This is a genomic window from Actinophytocola sp. (assembly GCF_036555685.1).
GTDB lineage: Bacteria > Actinomycetota > Actinomycetes > Mycobacteriales > Pseudonocardiaceae > Actinophytocola.
The window spans coordinates 1-15,406 of sequence record NZ_DATBKY010000106.1 but is presented as its reverse complement, the minus strand read 5'-3'; the positions used below and the strand labels follow the sequence as shown (position 1 = coordinate 15,406).

Genomic DNA, 15,406 nt, shown 5'->3' with positions numbered 1-15,406 from the left:
GGGCCTCAGCCCCCGGCCAGCCGCTCGCCGATGCCGCGCAGACCGCGCAGGTCGTGCACGTCGGCGGGCATGGCCGGCACGCCGACCACGGGCACCGAAGGATGTGCCTTCGTGAACCGGGCCAGCAGGCGACGCTCACGCTGGTGCATCGCCACCCGGTCGGCGTGCAGGCGCAGTACCGCGGTGGCCAGCGGCGCGTCGCCGCCTCGCTCCAGGTTGTCCGCCGCGGCGATCGCCCGGGCCGCGGAGAGTTTCGTCAGCACCGGGTGGGTCCGGTTGATCACCAGACCGGAGAGCGGCATGTCCTCGGCGGCCAGCCGCTCCACGAAGTAGCTCGCCTCACGCAAGGCGTCCGGCTCGGGCGTGGCGACCACGAGGAACGCGGTACCGCCCGAACGGAGCAGCTCGTAGGTCTTTCTGGCCCGCTGCTTGAAGCCGCCGAACATACTGTCGAAGGCCTGCACGAAGGCGGACGCGTCGGCGAGCAACTGGCCGCCGACGATCGTCGAGACCGCCTTCGCGAACAGCATGATCCCGGCGCCGACCACCTTCCGGACGCCCCAGCCGCCGGTCCGCGCCGGTCCGGCGAGCAACCTGATCATCCGGCCGTCGAGCGCGGAGGACATCCGCTGCGGCGCGTCGAGGAAGTCGAGCGCGGAACGGCTGGGCGGGGTGTCCACGACGATCAGGTCCCACCGGCCCTCGCCGGCGAGCTGGCCCAGCTTCTCCATCGCCATGTACTCCTGCGTGCCGGAGAACGAGCTGGAGATCGTCTTGTAGAACGGGTTCGCGAGCACTTCCTGGGCCCGCTTCTCGCCGGCGTGCGCGAGCACCATGTCGTCGAAGGTGCGGCGCATGTCCAGCATCATCGCGGAGAGCTGGCCGGCCGGCTCGAACCCGTCGACCTCGACCTCCTTGGGCGTGTTGCCCAGCTCGCGCAGGCCGAGCGCCTGGGCGAGGCGACGTGCCGGGTCGATGGTCAGCACGACCGTCTTGCGGCCGCGCTCGGCGGCCCGCACCGCGATGGCCGCGGCCGTGGTCGTCTTGCCGACCCCGCCGGACCCGCAGCACACGATGACGTGGATGTCGGGGTCGTCGATCAGCTTGTCGACGTCGAGCTCGGCGGTCATCGCACCCCCTGCTCGACCAGCGCCTCGGCCAGCTCGTAGAGGGCCGCGGTGTCCATGCCGTCGGTGATGTCCGGCAGCTCGAGGGCCGGCAGGTCGACCTCCGCGAGCTGCTCGCGGGCGGCCTGCTCGGCGAGCACCCGGATCGCGTGCTCGACGGTCTCCTCGACCAGGCCGTCGACGTCCTCGGGCGCGAGGTCCAGCCCGGCGCTGGTCAGGCCGGCGCGCACGCGGGAGGCGTCGACCCGGCCGCCCGCGGCGGGGGTGAGCGAGCGGGCCGGCAGCCGCGGCGGGCGGACCCGGTTGACGATCACCGCGCCGGGCCGCAGGTCCGCGGCGGCGAGCTCGGTGACCGCCTCGATGGTCTCCCGGACCGGCATCTCCTCGAGCAGCGTGACCAGGTGGACGGCGGTGTCCTGCGAGTGCAGCAGCCGCACCACGCCGTCGCTCTGGCCCTTGATCGGGCCGACCTTCGCGAGGTCGGCCATGGCCTTGGTGACGTCGAGGAACTTCACGATCCGGCCGGTCGGCGGGGCGTCCAGCACGACCGCGTCGTACATGTGCCGGCCGTGTTCGTCAGTGCGGCCGACGGTCTCCTTGACCTTGCCGGTCAGCAGCACGTCCCGCAGGCCCGGCGCGAGCGTGGTGGCGAACTCGATGGCGCCCATGCGGCGCAGCGTCCGCCCGGCGAAGCCGAGGTTGTAGAACATCGCGAAGTACTCGAGCAGCGCGGCCTCGGCGTCCACGTGCAGCGCGCGCACCTCGCCGCCACCGGGCGCGGCCGCGATCCGCTTCTCCGCGTACGGCAGCGGCTGGGTGTCGAAGAGCTGGGCGATGCCCTGGCGGCCCTCGACCTCGACGAGCAGCACGCGCCGGCCGCCGGTCGCGAGCGCCAGCGCGAGGGCCGCCGCGACCGTCGTCTTGCCGGTGCCGCCCTTGCCGGTGACCACGTGCAGGCGCGCCCGCGAAACGGGCTCCGGCCAAGGCGTGGAGGTGGTCACGAATTCAGGGTATGTGGACAGTTCGGGCAGGCGCCCGCCAGGAGCTCAACTAGCGAGGAGCATCACTGTGACGGTCGCGCCGACGAGCCCGACGAGGATCCACGCGGCGGTCGCGGGCAGCACGGTCAGCGTCAGTACACACAGCACGACGAGGGCCGTGAACGCGATGACGCCGTTGAGTGCGACCGTGCCGCTCGTGGCCCCGGCGCGGTCGCGGGTCTTGGCCATCGTCAGCAGGACGATCACGAACCCGGCGACCGCCAGCAGGACGGTCGCGATCACCCGCCAGCCTTCCATGAGAAAACCTTACTGGGGTGTACTCAGCGGTTCCGGCGCATCGCGGGGTCGGGGTGCAGCGCGAACCCGAGACTGCGGTACAGCGCGTGTCCGTCGGCGCTCGCGTTGAGATCGACCCGGGTCAGGCCGCGGTCGTCGAACCACGTCAGCAGCGCGGTCAGGATCGCCCGCGCGTAGCCGCGCCTGCGGTAGTCCGGGCGGGTCACGATCCCGAAGACGTGCCCGACCAGGCCGCTCGCGTTGTACGGGCTCGGCAGCCGCTGGTCGACCACGCCGAGCCCGCACGCGGCGAGCCGGCCGGAGTCGCCGGCCCCGTCGATGACGACGATCCGCATGTCCTCGGCGGCGAGCTGGTCGGCGAACGCGGCCGCGCACGCCTCCCGCCAGCCGGTCCCCGTGGTCGGCGGACCCCAGCCGCCGGCCAGGCCGGCGAACAGCATGCCGCGCAGCTCGACGAGGTCGGGGATGTCGGCGGTGGTCGCGGTGCGGACCGCGGCGGCCGGCGGCTCGGTGACGGGGGACATGCCGCGACGATAGGCGTCACCCGGCCGGGTAACGTCCGGGTCCATGACCAAGTGGGAGTACGCCACGGTGCCGCTGCTGATCCACGCGACCAAGCAGATCCTCGACCAGTGGGGTGAGGACGGCTGGGAGCTCGTGACCGTGCTGCCCGGCCCGACCGGCGAGCAGATGGTGGCCTACCTCAAGCGTCCGAAGGGCGAGTAGATGACCTGGAGTGACCGGCTCAAGGAACTCGGCATCGAGCTGCCCGCGGTGCCCGCGCCCGCCGGGGCCTACGTGCCCGCGGTGCGCACCGGGAACCTGGTCTACACCGCAGGTCAGGTGCCCTTCGTCGACGGCACGATCGCGGCCACCGGCAAGGTCGGCCAGGAGGTCAGCCCCGAGGAGGCGAAGGGCCACGCCCGCACGTGCGCGCTCAACGCCGTCGCCGCGGTGCACGACCTGGTCGGCGTCGACGCGATCACCCGCGTGGTCAAGGTCGTCGGGTTCGTCGCGTCCGCCGAGGGCTTCACCGGCCAGCCCGCGGTGGTCAACGGCGCGTCCGAGCTGCTCGGCGAGATCTTCGGGGACGCGGGCCGCCACGCCCGCTCCGCGGTCGGGGTCGCCGAGCTGCCGCTTGGCGTGCCGGTCGAGGTCGAGCTGATCGTCGAGGTGTCCTGACAACCGGAGGTCCGAAATGCCCGAGCTGGAAGATCCCTGCCACGAGCTTCTTCTCCGGCTGGCCGGCCGGCTGCCCGACCGCCAGCTGTGGCGGCTGCGGGACTGGCTCGCCGGCGGTGCGCTCGACGCGCTCGCCCGCGCGCTGCCGCTCACCCTCCTGCGGGAGCGGGTGGCGATCACCGCGCGGGAGTCTTTGCTGCTCAACGCCGCGCTGCTCGACGCGGGCGCCGACGCGGGCCGGTTGCACGCGGTGCCCTGGGTGGACCAAATCGACGAAGTCGACTACACATTCACCTCGGAGTCGCCCGAACGGGTGAACGCGGGGGACTCCGAAGCGGTAGTGCTCGGGGCGGTCCTCCAAGGCCGGCCCGAGCTGGTCGACGTGCGTGGGAGTTGGCGACGGCACCGGTCTGGCCTCGGCCCGGCCACGAGGATCGTGCTCGTCACGGCTACAGCCGGATGCGCTCGATTGACCGGGGAGCTGCAGCGTGTGCTGCGGGCGCTCGGCACGTACGAGCCGGGTGTCGAGGTCATGCCGGAGGGCATCGATCTCCCGCCTTACCACCAGGCGGCCCTCGCGGCATCCGAACCGCTGCTGCCCGGGATGGTCGTGCACCAGGGCTGAGCCGATTCCGCGCTGCCCGTCGAGCGAAAGACGAAATGCGGAAGGAGCGACCGTGACCCAGGTGCCACGGGGGAATCGGCAGGGCGTCGCGTTGCCGATCCGAATACACGATCTCCTGCTGAGCCTTGCCGGCCGGCTGGACGACGACGCACTGTGCGACGCGCGCCAGATGCTCGCCTCCGCCGAGCTGGACCGCTCGCTGGAGTTCGTCGCCGGGTGTCTCGTGGCGGGACGCGTCGTCCTGTCGAAAACCCAGCAGCGCGACCTCGAGTCGCTGTTCTCGGACACCTACCTCGACCCGTCGGTCATCGACCGGCTCGTGGTTCGGGAGCCGGTGCCGGCGGGCCGGCACCGCTTCGCGGTCGGCGCCGTCGACGGCCGGGAGCCCGACCGCGGTGTCGCGGACGCCGTCCGGCCGGTGCTGGACGTGCTGCCCGACGTGCGGTCGGTCTGGTGCGTGTGGCGGCTGACGCCGGCGGGCCCGGTGTCCGGTCCGGTGCCGCACCGCGTCGTGCTGGTCGGGGTCGGCCCGGGCGGGTTCGCCCCGGCGACCGCCTACCGCGTGGAGTACGCGCTGCGCCGCGCCGGCATTCGCGCCTCGGTCGAGGTGCTGGTGGACGGCAACCAGCCGGGCGACTACCACCAGGAGGCGATGCGCTGCGCGCGGCAGGTCCCTTTCGCTGAACCGGACTCGGCAAACAGGCCGCGGATGAGTCCGGTCGAGCCGGTCCGGACGCAACCGTTCGCCGGCGACCAGCGGCACAACGGTCCGGCGGACGCGCCGACCGAGATGAACCGGGCCGTGCCTCGCCCGGTGGACCTGCCGAGGGCCGAAGGGCCCGGCGGTCCGGCACGTACCCTTCCGCCACCGATCGAGCTGCCGCAGGCCGCGGCTCCCGACGACCTGCCGCCCCCGATCGAGCTGCGCCCGGAGAGGTCGCTGCCCACGCCACCGGCGGGCACGCTGCCGCCGCCCGTCGAGCTGCGCCGGCCCGAACCGCCGCCCGAGACGCCGGAAGAGCAGACGCTGGTTCACAAGCCCATCAAGCTGCCCCCACCGGACGCGCCGGCGGAGCTGGTCGCGGACCAGCCGCAGGCCGCATCCGGCCCCGTCCTGGTCCCCGAGCCGGCCGAGGCGTTCGCGCAGGAGCGGTTACCCGAGGAGGCCGACGAGGACCCGGACGAGCTGCCGCCCTCCGCGCTGAGCATCGCCACGCCGTCGATCTCGCGGCCGTCCCCGCGGCGGCGGCCCAAGCCGAAGGACGCGACGCGCCCGCGGCTCGTGCCGGCGAGCAAGGACAACCACTCGGCGGCGTTCGGCGACGACATCCTCAACACCCAGGAGCGCAACCTGCTCCGGGAGCTGCAGGACGAGCTGGCGCGCCGGGAGAACCAGGAGCAGGGCAGCACGTCGTCCAGCTCGTGGTCGGGCCGGCACGGACGGCCGGGCGACTCCCCGCGCGCGAGCGGCGGCCCGGTGATCATCAACGGCACGTCGCCGAACCAGGAGGGGCGCGGTTACCCGCCGGCGACCTGACGGCCGGCGCGGTCGTCGGCCACGGCGTCGGTGACCGCCCGCAGCAGGCGCTGGATGTGCAGGCCGCGGCGGATGTCGCAGGGGTGCTCGGTGCGCCCCTCGCCCACCAAGGCGACGAACTCGTCGAGCAGGGCGGCGTAGCGCACCCGCGCGTCGCCGGTCGCGTCGAGCGCGCGGTAGCCGTTGGCGCCGAACACGGAGAAGTCGTTGATCGGCGGGACGGCCGGCGTGTGCATGGTGAGCGTCGACGTGCTCGTCGCACCGCCGGCGTGGCCGAGCAGGACGTGCCAGACGTCGCCGGCCTCGGCGAAGTGCGCGGACAGCACCTCGGTGACGGGCCCGAGGGCGGCGTCGAGCAGGTCGAACACGTGCGGGCCGATGTCGGTGAGCGCGCCGCCGTCGTGGCGCCAGCGGGAGAACTCGTACTTGGTGTCGAGCAGCGTTGACGACATCCAGCGCGCGGACCCGCCGTGCCAGCCGCCGAGCCCGTGGACCTCGGCGAGCCATTCGCGGACCTCCGGCGCGTACCGGAAGGTCAGCATCATCAGCGTGGTGGCGTGCGCCCGGTCCGCGGCCGCGACGAGCAGCTCGGCTTCGTCGACGGTCCCGGCCAGCGGCTTCTCGAGCACGAGGTGCTTGCCGGCCTCGAGCGCCCGGAGCGCGAGCGGCGCCTGCACGGCCGGCGGCACGGCGAAGGTGATCGCGTCGACGGTGGCGAGCAGGTCGTCGAAGTCCGCGACCGGCGTGGCGCCGGTGAGTTCGGCGACCTCGGCGGCCGCCGCCGGCCGGCGCGCCCACACGGAGACGAGCTCGGTGCCCGGGTGCGCGGCGACACCCGGGCCGTGCACCTTGCGCGCCCACGGTCCGGCGCCGACGAGTCCCATACGCAGCCGTGTGTCGGTCATGGTCACATCCTGCCGGTTTCGGGGGCGGTTCTGCGTAGGCTCGGCGAATGCGCGAGCTGCCCAAGGAACTGACGCTGCCGTCGGGCTTCGTCCCGCCCGAGATCCCGGATCCGCCGGCGACGCCCAAGGACGCGGCGACGGTCATGCTGGTCAGGGACGCGGACCCGGACACGGGGCTCGAGGTCTTCCTGCAGCGCCGGGTGCTGGGCATGGCGTTCGCGGGTGGCATGACGGTGTTTCCCGGCGGCGGGGTGGACCGCCGCGACGCGGACACGTCGCTTGCCTGGCACGGCCCGCCGCCGTCGTGGTGGGCGTCGCGGTTCGCGTGTGACGTGGGCCTGGCCCGCTCGCTGGTGTGCGCGGCGGTGCGGGAGACGTTCGAGGAGTCGGGAGTGTTGCTGGCCGGCCCGTCGGAGGAGTCGGTCGTCTCGGACGTGCGCCCCTTCGCCGAGGCACGCGCCCAGCTGGTGAACCGCGAGCTGTCGCTGGCCGGCTTCCTGGCCGAGTCGGGCCTGGTGCTGCGAGCGGACCTGCTGCGTCCGTGGGCGAACTGGGTGACGCCGGTCGAGGAGAAGCGCCGGTTCGACGCCAGGTTCTTCCTCGCCCGCGTGCCCGAGGGGCAACGCCCGGACGGCGACACGTCGGAAGCGGCGGACACGAGATGGGGCCGCCCGACGCAGACCCTGGACGACTGGAAGGCGGGCAAGGTCGGCCTCCTCCCACCGACGTGGACCACGCTGGCGGAGCTGGAGGAGTGCACCTCGGTGGCGGACGCGATGAGCCGCGACCGCAGGATCGACAAGCTGATGCCCAGAGTCGCCCGCGACGGCGACGTGTTGCGCATCGTCCTGCCCGGCGACGCGGGCTACGACACCGCCGCGTCCCACCTGGACCCGAGCGACAGGTCATGACGGCGCACCCGGCATACGGCGAGCTCCGTGCGGTCACCCCGGTGGCCTCGGTGGTCCTGGAGAACAACCCGGGCTCGATGACCCTCGAGGGCACCAACACCTGGCTGCTGCGCGCCCCCGGCTCGGAGTCGGCGGTCGTGATCGATCCAGGCTACGAGGACGAGCCCCACCTGACGAAGGTGCTGGAGCAGGCGCCGATCGAGCTGATCGTCCTGAGCCACCGCCACGCCGACCACGCTCAGGGCGCCCCCTGGCTGGCGGCACGCGCGAACGCCCCGATCCGCGCCCTGGACGCTAACCTGTGCCAGGACGCCGACCCGCTGACCGACGGCGAGACGTTCGACGCGGCCGGCCTGACCTTCGGCGTCCTCCACACCCCGGGCCACACCGAAGACTCGATCTGCCTGCGCCTGACGCACAACGAGTCCCGCTCGGTGCTCACCGGCGACTCGGTCCTCGGCCGCGGCACCACGGTGATCTCGGACCTGGGCCCGTACCTGACGACCCTGCGCCGCCTGATCGAGGAGCCGGAAGGCACGACGGTCCTGCCGGGCCACGGCCGGGAACTCCCGGACGTGGCAACGATCGCGGCGGAGTACCTGGCCCACCGAGAAGACCGCCTGAACCAGGTCCGCGATGCGCTGGAACAACTGGGTCCGGACGCAACCCCGAGGCAGATAGTGGAAATCGTCTACGCGGACGTGGACAAGTCGCTGTGGAGCCCGGCCGAATGGTCCGTCAAGGCCCAACTCGACTACCTACGCACGCAGGACTGACGCTTAGACCGACCGCACCGGCCGACCGCACCGGCCGACCGAGGCAAAAGCGGACCGATCGCTCAGTGCTTGGGCGGCAACATGGGCATCACCACGTATCGCAACTCCAACGGATCCCCTTCCACGGCCCGGAAAACGGTCGCCCGCATTCCCGGCTGAATCTCCACCAGCACCTTCCTCCCGGAGAAGGCGCGTAACGCCTCCCCGAGGAACCGCGCCTGATAGGCCTGCGAGCTCCGCCCACCGGAGACGGAAGCCTTCACCCCCTCCTCCGCCTCCCCGGCGCGGGAATCGGCGCCCCGAAGCCGAATCTCGCCGTCGCCGACCTCGAGCAACATCACGCCACGCGCATCGGTGTACAGCCCGACCCGCCGCACCGCCCCGGCCAGCGCGTCCGCCTCGACCTCGACCCGCGTGTCCACATCGGACACAGATACCTTCGACTCGTGCAGGAAGCTCCCGTCCAGCACGGCCGTCGTCGCCACCGAGCGGGCCCACGCGAGCCCGATCCGGTCGCGATCCGCGTGCAGCGTGACCTCGCCGTCGACCTGCCGCGCGATCTCGGTCAGCAGGCTCGCGGGCACCAGCGCGTCGACCGAGCCCGTAGGCGACCACGCCAGCGTGGCCACCGCCATCTGGTACCGGTCGGTCGCCACCATGACCAGCCGGTCGTTCTCGGACCGCAGGCGCACGCCCGTGAACATCGGCAGCGCGTCGTCACGCGACGCGGCCGCCGCCACCGTCGTCAGCGCCGCGGCGAACGACGCCCCGTCGACCGTCCCGACCGCCTCCGGCGGCGCCGCGACTCCCGGGTGCACGTCGACGTCCAGCAGCGGCAGCGCGTACCGCCCGCCGGGGGAGCGGATGGCGAGCTTCGACCCCTCGACCACGAGCCGCACCTCCGGCTGCTCCAGCGCGCGCAACGTGTCCGCGAGCGGCTTGGCCGGCACCAGCACCCGCCCCCCGGTGTGCACCACCGCCGGCCGCCGCAGCCGCGCCGCGCGCTCCCGGTCGTTCGCCGCCAACGACACGCCGTCCGCCGCCGCCGACAGCAGCAGGCCGGACAGCACCGGGTCGATGAGCCGGCCCGGCACGAGCCGGACGAGAGCCGCCGCGGCAGCGGCCAGCTCGCTGGTGGTGACGGTGAGGTCGAGGTTCATGCGCGCCAAGGTAGCGGCGCCCACCGACAAATCGCGCCCGCGGCGGGACCTGGCTAGGCGGCGACGAGCTCGCGGGCGGGTGCGTACGTCGTGACGGTCCCGCGGCGGGTCCACACGAGCGCGGCGATCGCCAGCCCGGCCCCGCTCGAGGCGAGGAACGACGCGTGCACGCCGACGTGCTCCACCAGGTAGCCGCTGATCGACTGACCGGCCGCCAGGCCCAGCGTCACGGCCGTGACGACCCAGCCGAACGCCTCGGTCGCCGTCCCGCGCGGGGCGACGATCTCGATGGCCGTCGAGTGCGTGGTCGACTGCGGCGTGATCCAGATGCCGGCGACGAGCAGCCCGATCGACAGCGCGAGCAGGCTCGTCATCAGCGACAGCGGCGCGACCAGCAGCGCGAACACGCCGACCAGGGCCGGCAGGCGCAGGTGCATCGCGCGCGGCCACGGTCGCATCGCGTAGAACACGCCGAAGATCACCGAGCTGAGCGACCACAGCGCGAGCATCAGCCCGCCGAGTGGCGCGTGCCCGGCCTTCGTGGCCGCGGCCGGCACCGCCACCTCGACGAAGCCGACCGTCACACCGAAGCCGAGGGCCGCGAGCGCGACCGTCCGCATGCCGGCGCTCGCGAGCGCGCCGAGCAGGTCGCGGTCGGAGTCATCGGGCCGGACCGCGCGGACCGCGCCGGTCAGCGCGAACCCGACGCCGCCGAGCGTCATGCACGCGGCCCCGAGCACGACGCCGGTGCCCGCCCACGGCGCGGCGACCAGCAGGCCGGCGACGGCCGGGCCGAGGATGAAGAAGACCTCCATGCTGATCGCCTCGTACGCGTACGCGGCATGCCGCAGCGGGCCGGCCGGGACCAGGTGTGCCCACAGCGCCCGTGACGCGGAGCCGACCATCGGCTCGGTGAACCCGACCGTCCCGCCGAGCAGCACGATCACCGCGGTCGGCCGGCCGGTCTCGACCGCGAGCACCACGCCGACCACGGCCACCACGAAGAGCCCGGTAGTGACCAGCAGCGGCCCGGTCGGCCCGCGCCGGTCCATGATCCGGCCCTGGATCACCGCGCCGGCCGCGACGCCGACGAGCGACCCCGCCGACACCAGGCCGGCGATGGCGAACGAGCCGGTCTCCCGCTGCACGTAGAGCAGCAGGGACAGGCCGACCATCGCGATGGGCATGCGAGCGAGGACGGAGAAGATCGCCGGCACGCCCGCGCCCGGAGTGGTCAGCGCGGCCCGGTAGTCGGACAGACGAGCGGAGTGGGACACGCGTACCAGTATGCAAGGTTTGGTACGCGCGTACCAGTTTATTTCGAGCGGACCCACTCGGCGGGAGATCAAACCTCCAGAGGTTGGTTCTACCGGCCGGTAGGTCTCAGTTGAATAACGGTGAGCCGAAATCCGCCAAACCCGGGCAACGGTCGGGTAGCCAAGAGAGTCCCCATGTAATGAAGAGCCAGCAAGTTCTCCCGCCGGTTTGGTAACGATCCGAAGCCCGGTACGTTGAACTAGTCAAGACAAGCTCCCTCCGGCGATCTTGGGTCGGGGCCTAATGTCCGGAGGGCGGGGAGCGTGGGCCGTCGGGGGATGGTTCACGCAAAGCAAGAAGCCGGTGCGCCGCGTCGGGGGCGGCGCCCGGCTTCTTCTTGTGTCAGGTGTTTCAGCGCGCGCGGCGGGCGAGCCGCTCCGGGTCCAGGATCAGCACGCTCTTGCCCTCGAGTCGCAGCCACCCACGGTGTGCGAAGTCGGCCAGGGCCTTGTTGACGGTCTCCCGGGAAGCGCCGACGTACTGGGCGATCTCCTCCTGGGTCAGGTCGTGCATGACGCGCAGCAGCCCCGCCTCCTGGCTGCCGAACCGCTGGGCGAACTGCAGCAACGCCTTGGCCACGCGGCCGGGCACGTCGGTGAAGATCAGGTCCGCGAGCATGCCGTTCGTCCGGCGCAGCCTGCGGGCGACGACCCGCAGCAGCTGCTCGGCGATCTCCGGGCGGGTCGCGATCCACTGGCGCAGCGCGGGCCGGTCCATCGACCGCGCGACGACCTCGGTGACGGTGGTCGCCGTCGACGTCCGCGGTCCGGGGTCGAAGATCGACAGCTCGCCGAACATGTCAGCCGGTCCGAAGATCCCCAGCAGGTTCTCGCGTCCGTCCGGCGACTTCCGGCCGAGCTTCACCTTGCCCGACTGGATGATGTAGAGGCGATCACCCGGCTCGCCCTCGGCGAAGATGACGTGCCCGCGCGGAAACTCGACGGTCTCCAGCGTCTGGGCGAGTGCTTCGGCGGCGGCCGGTTCGACGCCCTGGAAGATGCCGGCCCTGGCAAGGGTCTCGTCCACCTTCGTCCCTCCCGATCAGACTCGAGCCGGCGCCGCCGACCCACGATCCGGGGCATCGGCGCCCTCGGTATCTCTGGGAGTGTAGGGCGTGTGCCGTGGATCACGTCGCATGCCCGCACCGCAGGTCGAGCCGGTGCGGACCTTGGCAGCCCGCGAGCTTACTCCTGAGTAGGGCTAGGCGCGGACCTTGGTCCGGCGCGGCTTCGTGCCGCCGCGGCGCCGCAGCCGGAACATCTCCAGCGCGCGCCCGATGCCGTGCCCGTACAGCGCGCGCACCTCGTCCGGCCGCGCGTTCTCCAGCAGCTCCTCGACCTCGTCCTCCTGAACGGCGACATGCCGCAGCCGCGATTCGACCCGCTCCATGAACAGGGCGAAGAACATGACCACGAAGGGCACTGCGAACACGAACCAGACAGTCATAGTGTCGTCGATCCTCGCTCAGGTCGGTGCGGCCGTCGCGGACGGTGGACCCGCCCGGCGTGTCTTGCGGGTCTACTTTGAGGAGACGTCCGGGGTGGGGCTGAGGTTCAGTAAGGGCCCGTAGGCTAGCGGGGTGCCACCAGCCACCCGTCAACTACCCCGCAGTGGCGCCGGCAAAACCGCGTCCGCGCCGAGCACCGCGCTGGTTCGCCGCGCGCGCCGGATGACCCGGACGCTCGCCGAGGCGTTCCCCGACGCGCACTGCGAGCTGGACTTCACCAACCCGCTCGAGCTCGCCGTCGCCACGATCCTTTCCGCGCAGAGCACCGACGTCCGCGTCAACATGACGACCCCGGCGCTCTTCCAGCGGTACCGCACGGCCGCCGACTACGCGGGCGCCGACCGGGCGGAGCTCGAGGAGATGATCCGCTCCACCGGGTTCTACCGGAACAAGACCACCTCCTTGATCGGCCTCGGCGCCGCGCTCGTCGAGCGCTTCGGCGGCGAGGTGCCGAACCGCCTCGAGGACCTCGTCACGCTGCCCGGCATCGGCCGCAAGACGGCGAACGTCATTCTCGGCAACGCGTTCGGCATTCCCGGCATCACGGTCGACACTCACTTCGGCCGGCTCGTCCGCCGCTTCGGCTGGACCGAGGAGGAGGACCCGGTCAAGGTCGAGCACGCGGTCGGCGCGCTGATCCCCAAGAAGGACTGGACCATGCTGTCCCACTGGGTGATCTTCCACGGCCGCCGCGTGTGCCACGCGCGCAAGCCGGCGTGCGGTGCCTGCGTGCTCGCCAAGGACTGCCCGTCGTTCGGCGCCGGGCCCACCGAGTTCGAGATTGCCGCGAAGCTCGTCAAGGGCGAGGAGGCCGCGCAGCTCCTCGACCTGGCCGAGCGCACCCGCAACGGCTACAAGCCCGGCCGGGGCGGCGCGGCGTGACGAACGCGGCACGGTGGTCGATCGTCGGGCTCGTTCTCGTGGTCGCCGCCGTGATCGCCATCTGGCCCCGGGAGCACGGCACCGCGCCGCCGGCCCCTTCGCCCGCGCCCGACGTCGCGGCCGCGCGGGCCGACGCCGCGCTGCCGCCGTGCCCCGCCCAGTCCGGCACTCGCCCGGCCACGTTGTCCGGCGTGCGGGCGCGGTGCCTCGCCGACGGGTCCGAGGTCGACCTCGGGCACGCGCTGGCGGGCGGACCGGTCCTGGTCAACGTCTGGGCCACGTGGTGCGCCCCGTGCAAGGAGGAGCTGCCGCTGCTCGCGAAGTACGCCGCCGAGCCGGGCGCGGTGCCGGTCGTCGGTCTCGCCGTGCAGAGCTCGCAGGCCGACGCGCTGGACCTGCTGCACGCGCTGGAGGTCCGCCTGCCGACGTTCGCCGACCAGGACGGGTCCGCCGGACGCGCGCTGAAGCTGCCCGCCGGGCTGCCGGCGAGCTACGTGGTCGGCGCCGACGGAAGCGTGCGGCTCGTGTCGAACCCGCGCCTGTTCGAGTCGGTCGCGGCCATCCGCGCGGCGGTCGCGACCTACGGGGGAGCGGCGTGAGCGAGCCTGGGAGCGGATCATCGACACAGGGCGGGTTCGGGCCGCTGGTCGACCCCGCCGACGTTCCGCCGTGGCTGTCCCGCCTGGTGCTCGCGACCCGCGACATCGACGTGAGCCTGTTCGAGCGGCTCGCCCCGCCCGCGGAGAACGCGCGCGACGCGGCCGTGCTGATCCTGCTCGGCGAGCACGAGACCCGCGGTCCGGACGTGCTGCTGCAGCTGCGGGCCGACGGCGGCGGCGCGCACTCGGGTCAGGTCGCGTTCCCGGGTGGCTCCGCCGAGCCGTCGGACGCCGGGCCGATCGAGACGGCGCTGCGCGAGGCGGTCGAGGAGACCGGGCTCGACCCGTCCGGCGTGCGCCCGGTGGCGACGCTGCCCAGGCTCCACATCCCGGTGTCGGGCTTCCACGTGACCCCGGTGCTCGCGCACTGGGAGCGACCGAGCAAGGTGTGGGCCGTGGATCCGGCGGAGACGCAGGCGGTGGCGCGGGTGCCGCTCGCCGATCTGGCGGATCCGGCCAACAGGTTCCAGTCGCGTCATCCGTCTGGTTTCCTTGGGCCCGCTTTCGCGTTGCCGGGCATGTTGGTGTGGGGCTTCACGGCTGCGCTGCTGACGTTGATGCTCCAGGCCGGCGGGTGGGAGCGACCGTGGGACGGTACGGACATACGGGATCTTGACGCCGCATGGCGTTCAGTTGGCTCGGCTGTCGGGGAGGTTGACGGGTGAACTGGGTCGACTTGCTGGTGATCGGGCTCGCGGTGCTGGCCGCGATCTCGGGCGCCCGGCAAGGCGTGATCACGGCGCTGCCCGCGTTCATCGGCGTCCTGCTGGGCGCGATCGCGGGCATCAAGATCGCGCCACTCGTCGTGCAGTACATCGAGTCGACGCCCACCAGAGTCGCCTTCGCCGTCGCGATCTTCGTGCTGCTGGTCGCGCTGGGCGAGACGCTCGGCGTCTGGCTGGGCCGCAGCATCCGGCAGCGGATCAACTCGCCGAAGCTCGCCGGTGTGGACAACGCGCTCGGCGCGATCGTGCAGGGCGCGGTCGTGTTCGTGGTGGCGTGGCTGATCGCGCTGCCGCTCGTGACGGTCGGCAACCTGCCGGGCCTGGCGTCGGCCATCCGCGACTCGACCGTGCTCGGCGGGGTCAACAGCGTGATGCCGTCGTCGGCCCAGAACCTGCCGGACGAGCTGCGCCGGCTGCTGGACGTCTCGGGCTTCCCCGCGGCCGTCGACCCCTTCGACCGCACGCCGACGAAGGAGGTCGCGCCGCCGGACCCGCAGCTGCAGAACAGCGCGGTCGTGCAGCGCGTGCATCCGAGCGTGCTCAAGATCCACGCGAAGGCACCGTCCTGTTCGCGGGCCCTGGAGGGCACCGGCTTCGTGATCGCTCCCGAGCGGATGATGACGAACGCGCACGTGGTGGCCGGCACGTCGGAGGTCACGGTCGAGACGTCGAGCGGCCCATACGACGCGCGGGTCGTCCACTACGACCCGGACACCGACGTCGCGGTGCTCGCCGTTCCCGGCCTCCCCGCGCCCGCGCTGCGCTTCGCCCCCCAGCCGGGCCGCTCCGGCCAGT

19 protein-coding genes are annotated in these 15,406 nt (G+C 72.6%); 10 read left to right on the top strand and 9 right to left on the bottom strand.

Annotation, left to right across the window (positions count from 1 at the left end; all coding sequences use genetic code 11):
* Positions 1-5: 5 nt before the first annotated feature.
* From bagB to VH969_RS10985, 4 genes are read right to left on the bottom strand one after another with little or no spacing between them, the layout of a single operon-like run.
* Complete coding sequence (bagB, locus tag VH969_RS11000) at positions 6-1,130, bottom strand: ATPase BagB (protein ID WP_331973584.1); 1,125 nt, start codon at positions 1,128-1,130, stop codon at positions 6-8.
* On the bottom strand, positions 1,127-2,128 hold the full coding sequence (gene bagA, locus VH969_RS10995; RefSeq protein WP_331973583.1) for an ATPase BagA: 1,002 nt from the start codon (positions 2,126-2,128) through the stop codon (positions 1,127-1,129). Before bagA ends, bagB begins: the two co-directional genes overlap by 4 nt.
* Before the next feature lie 45 nt (positions 2,129-2,173).
* A complete protein-coding gene (locus VH969_RS10990; protein ID WP_331973582.1) occupies positions 2,174-2,425 on the bottom strand; it encodes a hypothetical protein in 252 nt (83 codons plus the stop codon).
* 23 nt (positions 2,426-2,448) lie between these two features.
* Positions 2,449-2,949 carry a GNAT family N-acetyltransferase gene (locus VH969_RS10985; RefSeq protein ID WP_331973581.1) on the bottom strand — a complete coding sequence of 167 codons (501 nt, stop codon included), beginning with the start codon at positions 2,947-2,949 and terminating at the stop codon, positions 2,449-2,451.
* Positions 2,950-2,992: 43 nt separating this feature from the next.
* On the opposite strand from VH969_RS10985, the gene sp36 reads away from it, so the two are divergent.
* The 4 genes from sp36 to VH969_RS10965 are packed head-to-tail and all read left to right on the top strand — an operon-like array spanning position 2,993 to position 5,769.
* Positions 2,993-3,151, top strand: a complete 159-nt coding sequence (sp36, locus tag VH969_RS10980) for a Sp36 family protein (RefSeq protein WP_331973580.1) — start codon at positions 2,993-2,995, stop codon at positions 3,149-3,151.
* The gene (locus VH969_RS10975; protein WP_331973579.1) at positions 3,152-3,607 is read left to right on the top strand and encodes a RidA family protein; all 456 of its coding nucleotides are present in this window, start codon (positions 3,152-3,154) and stop codon (positions 3,605-3,607) included.
* Positions 3,608-3,623: 16 nt separating this feature from the next.
* Positions 3,624-4,232 (top strand): hypothetical protein, encoded by a 609-nt coding sequence (locus VH969_RS10970; protein ID WP_331973578.1) that lies wholly within the window; start codon positions 3,624-3,626, stop codon positions 4,230-4,232.
* Between the two features lie 52 nt (positions 4,233-4,284).
* The gene (locus tag VH969_RS10965) at positions 4,285-5,769 is read left to right on the top strand and encodes a hypothetical protein (RefSeq protein WP_331973577.1); all 1,485 of its coding nucleotides are present in this window, start codon (positions 4,285-4,287) and stop codon (positions 5,767-5,769) included.
* Here VH969_RS10965 and VH969_RS10960 read toward each other — a convergent pair.
* Positions 5,751-6,674 carry a Gfo/Idh/MocA family protein gene (locus tag VH969_RS10960; protein WP_331973576.1) on the bottom strand — a complete coding sequence of 308 codons (924 nt, stop codon included), beginning with the start codon at positions 6,672-6,674 and terminating at the stop codon, positions 5,751-5,753. The genes VH969_RS10965 and VH969_RS10960 overlap by 19 nt on opposite strands.
* 47 nt (positions 6,675-6,721) lie before the next feature.
* Here VH969_RS10960 and VH969_RS10955 point away from each other — a divergent pair, with 47 nt between their 5' ends.
* Together VH969_RS10955 and VH969_RS10950 are read left to right on the top strand one after the other, a co-directional pair.
* The gene (locus tag VH969_RS10955; RefSeq protein ID WP_331973575.1) at positions 6,722-7,585 is read left to right on the top strand and encodes an NUDIX hydrolase; all 864 of its coding nucleotides are present in this window, start codon (positions 6,722-6,724) and stop codon (positions 7,583-7,585) included.
* On the top strand, positions 7,582-8,361 hold the full coding sequence (locus VH969_RS10950; RefSeq protein ID WP_331973574.1) for an MBL fold metallo-hydrolase: 780 nt from the start codon (positions 7,582-7,584) through the stop codon (positions 8,359-8,361). Before VH969_RS10955 ends, VH969_RS10950 begins: the two co-directional genes overlap by 4 nt.
* Before the next feature lie 62 nt (positions 8,362-8,423).
* Here VH969_RS10950 and dnaN read toward each other — a convergent pair whose 3' ends face one another.
* From dnaN to VH969_RS10930, 4 genes are all read right to left on the bottom strand, one after another.
* A complete protein-coding gene (dnaN, locus tag VH969_RS10945; protein ID WP_331973573.1) occupies positions 8,424-9,521 on the bottom strand; it encodes a DNA polymerase III subunit beta in 1,098 nt (365 codons plus the stop codon).
* 53 nt (positions 9,522-9,574) lie between these two features.
* Positions 9,575-10,798, bottom strand: coding sequence for an MFS transporter (locus tag VH969_RS10940; RefSeq protein ID WP_414638469.1), 1,224 nt, complete (start codon positions 10,796-10,798; stop codon positions 9,575-9,577).
* A 391-nt stretch (positions 10,799-11,189) separates the two neighbouring features.
* Complete coding sequence (locus tag VH969_RS10935) at positions 11,190-11,864, bottom strand: Crp/Fnr family transcriptional regulator (RefSeq protein ID WP_331973572.1); 675 nt, start codon at positions 11,862-11,864, stop codon at positions 11,190-11,192.
* 174 nt (positions 11,865-12,038) lie between these two features.
* The gene (locus VH969_RS10930; protein ID WP_331973571.1) at positions 12,039-12,284 is read right to left on the bottom strand and encodes a hypothetical protein; all 246 of its coding nucleotides are present in this window, start codon (positions 12,282-12,284) and stop codon (positions 12,039-12,041) included.
* A 223-nt stretch (positions 12,285-12,507) separates the two neighbouring features.
* Between VH969_RS10930 and nth the strand changes: the two genes are divergently transcribed.
* From nth to VH969_RS10910, 4 genes are all read left to right on the top strand, one after another.
* Entirely contained in the window at positions 12,508-13,227 is a 720-nt protein-coding gene (nth, locus tag VH969_RS10925; protein WP_331973610.1) for an endonuclease III, read from the top strand.
* Positions 13,224-13,826, top strand: coding sequence for a TlpA family protein disulfide reductase (locus tag VH969_RS10920; protein WP_331973570.1), 603 nt, complete (start codon positions 13,224-13,226; stop codon positions 13,824-13,826). Before nth ends, VH969_RS10920 begins: the two co-directional genes overlap by 4 nt.
* Positions 13,823-14,551 carry an NUDIX hydrolase gene (locus VH969_RS10915; RefSeq protein ID WP_331973569.1) on the top strand — a complete coding sequence of 243 codons (729 nt, stop codon included), beginning with the start codon at positions 13,823-13,825 and terminating at the stop codon, positions 14,549-14,551. The genes VH969_RS10920 and VH969_RS10915 overlap by 4 nt, the downstream gene beginning before the upstream one ends.
* Positions 14,548-15,406, top strand: an 859-nt coding sequence (locus VH969_RS10910) for a MarP family serine protease (protein ID WP_331973568.1), incomplete at its 3' end; no start/stop codon positions are given. The genes VH969_RS10915 and VH969_RS10910, both read left to right, overlap by 4 nt.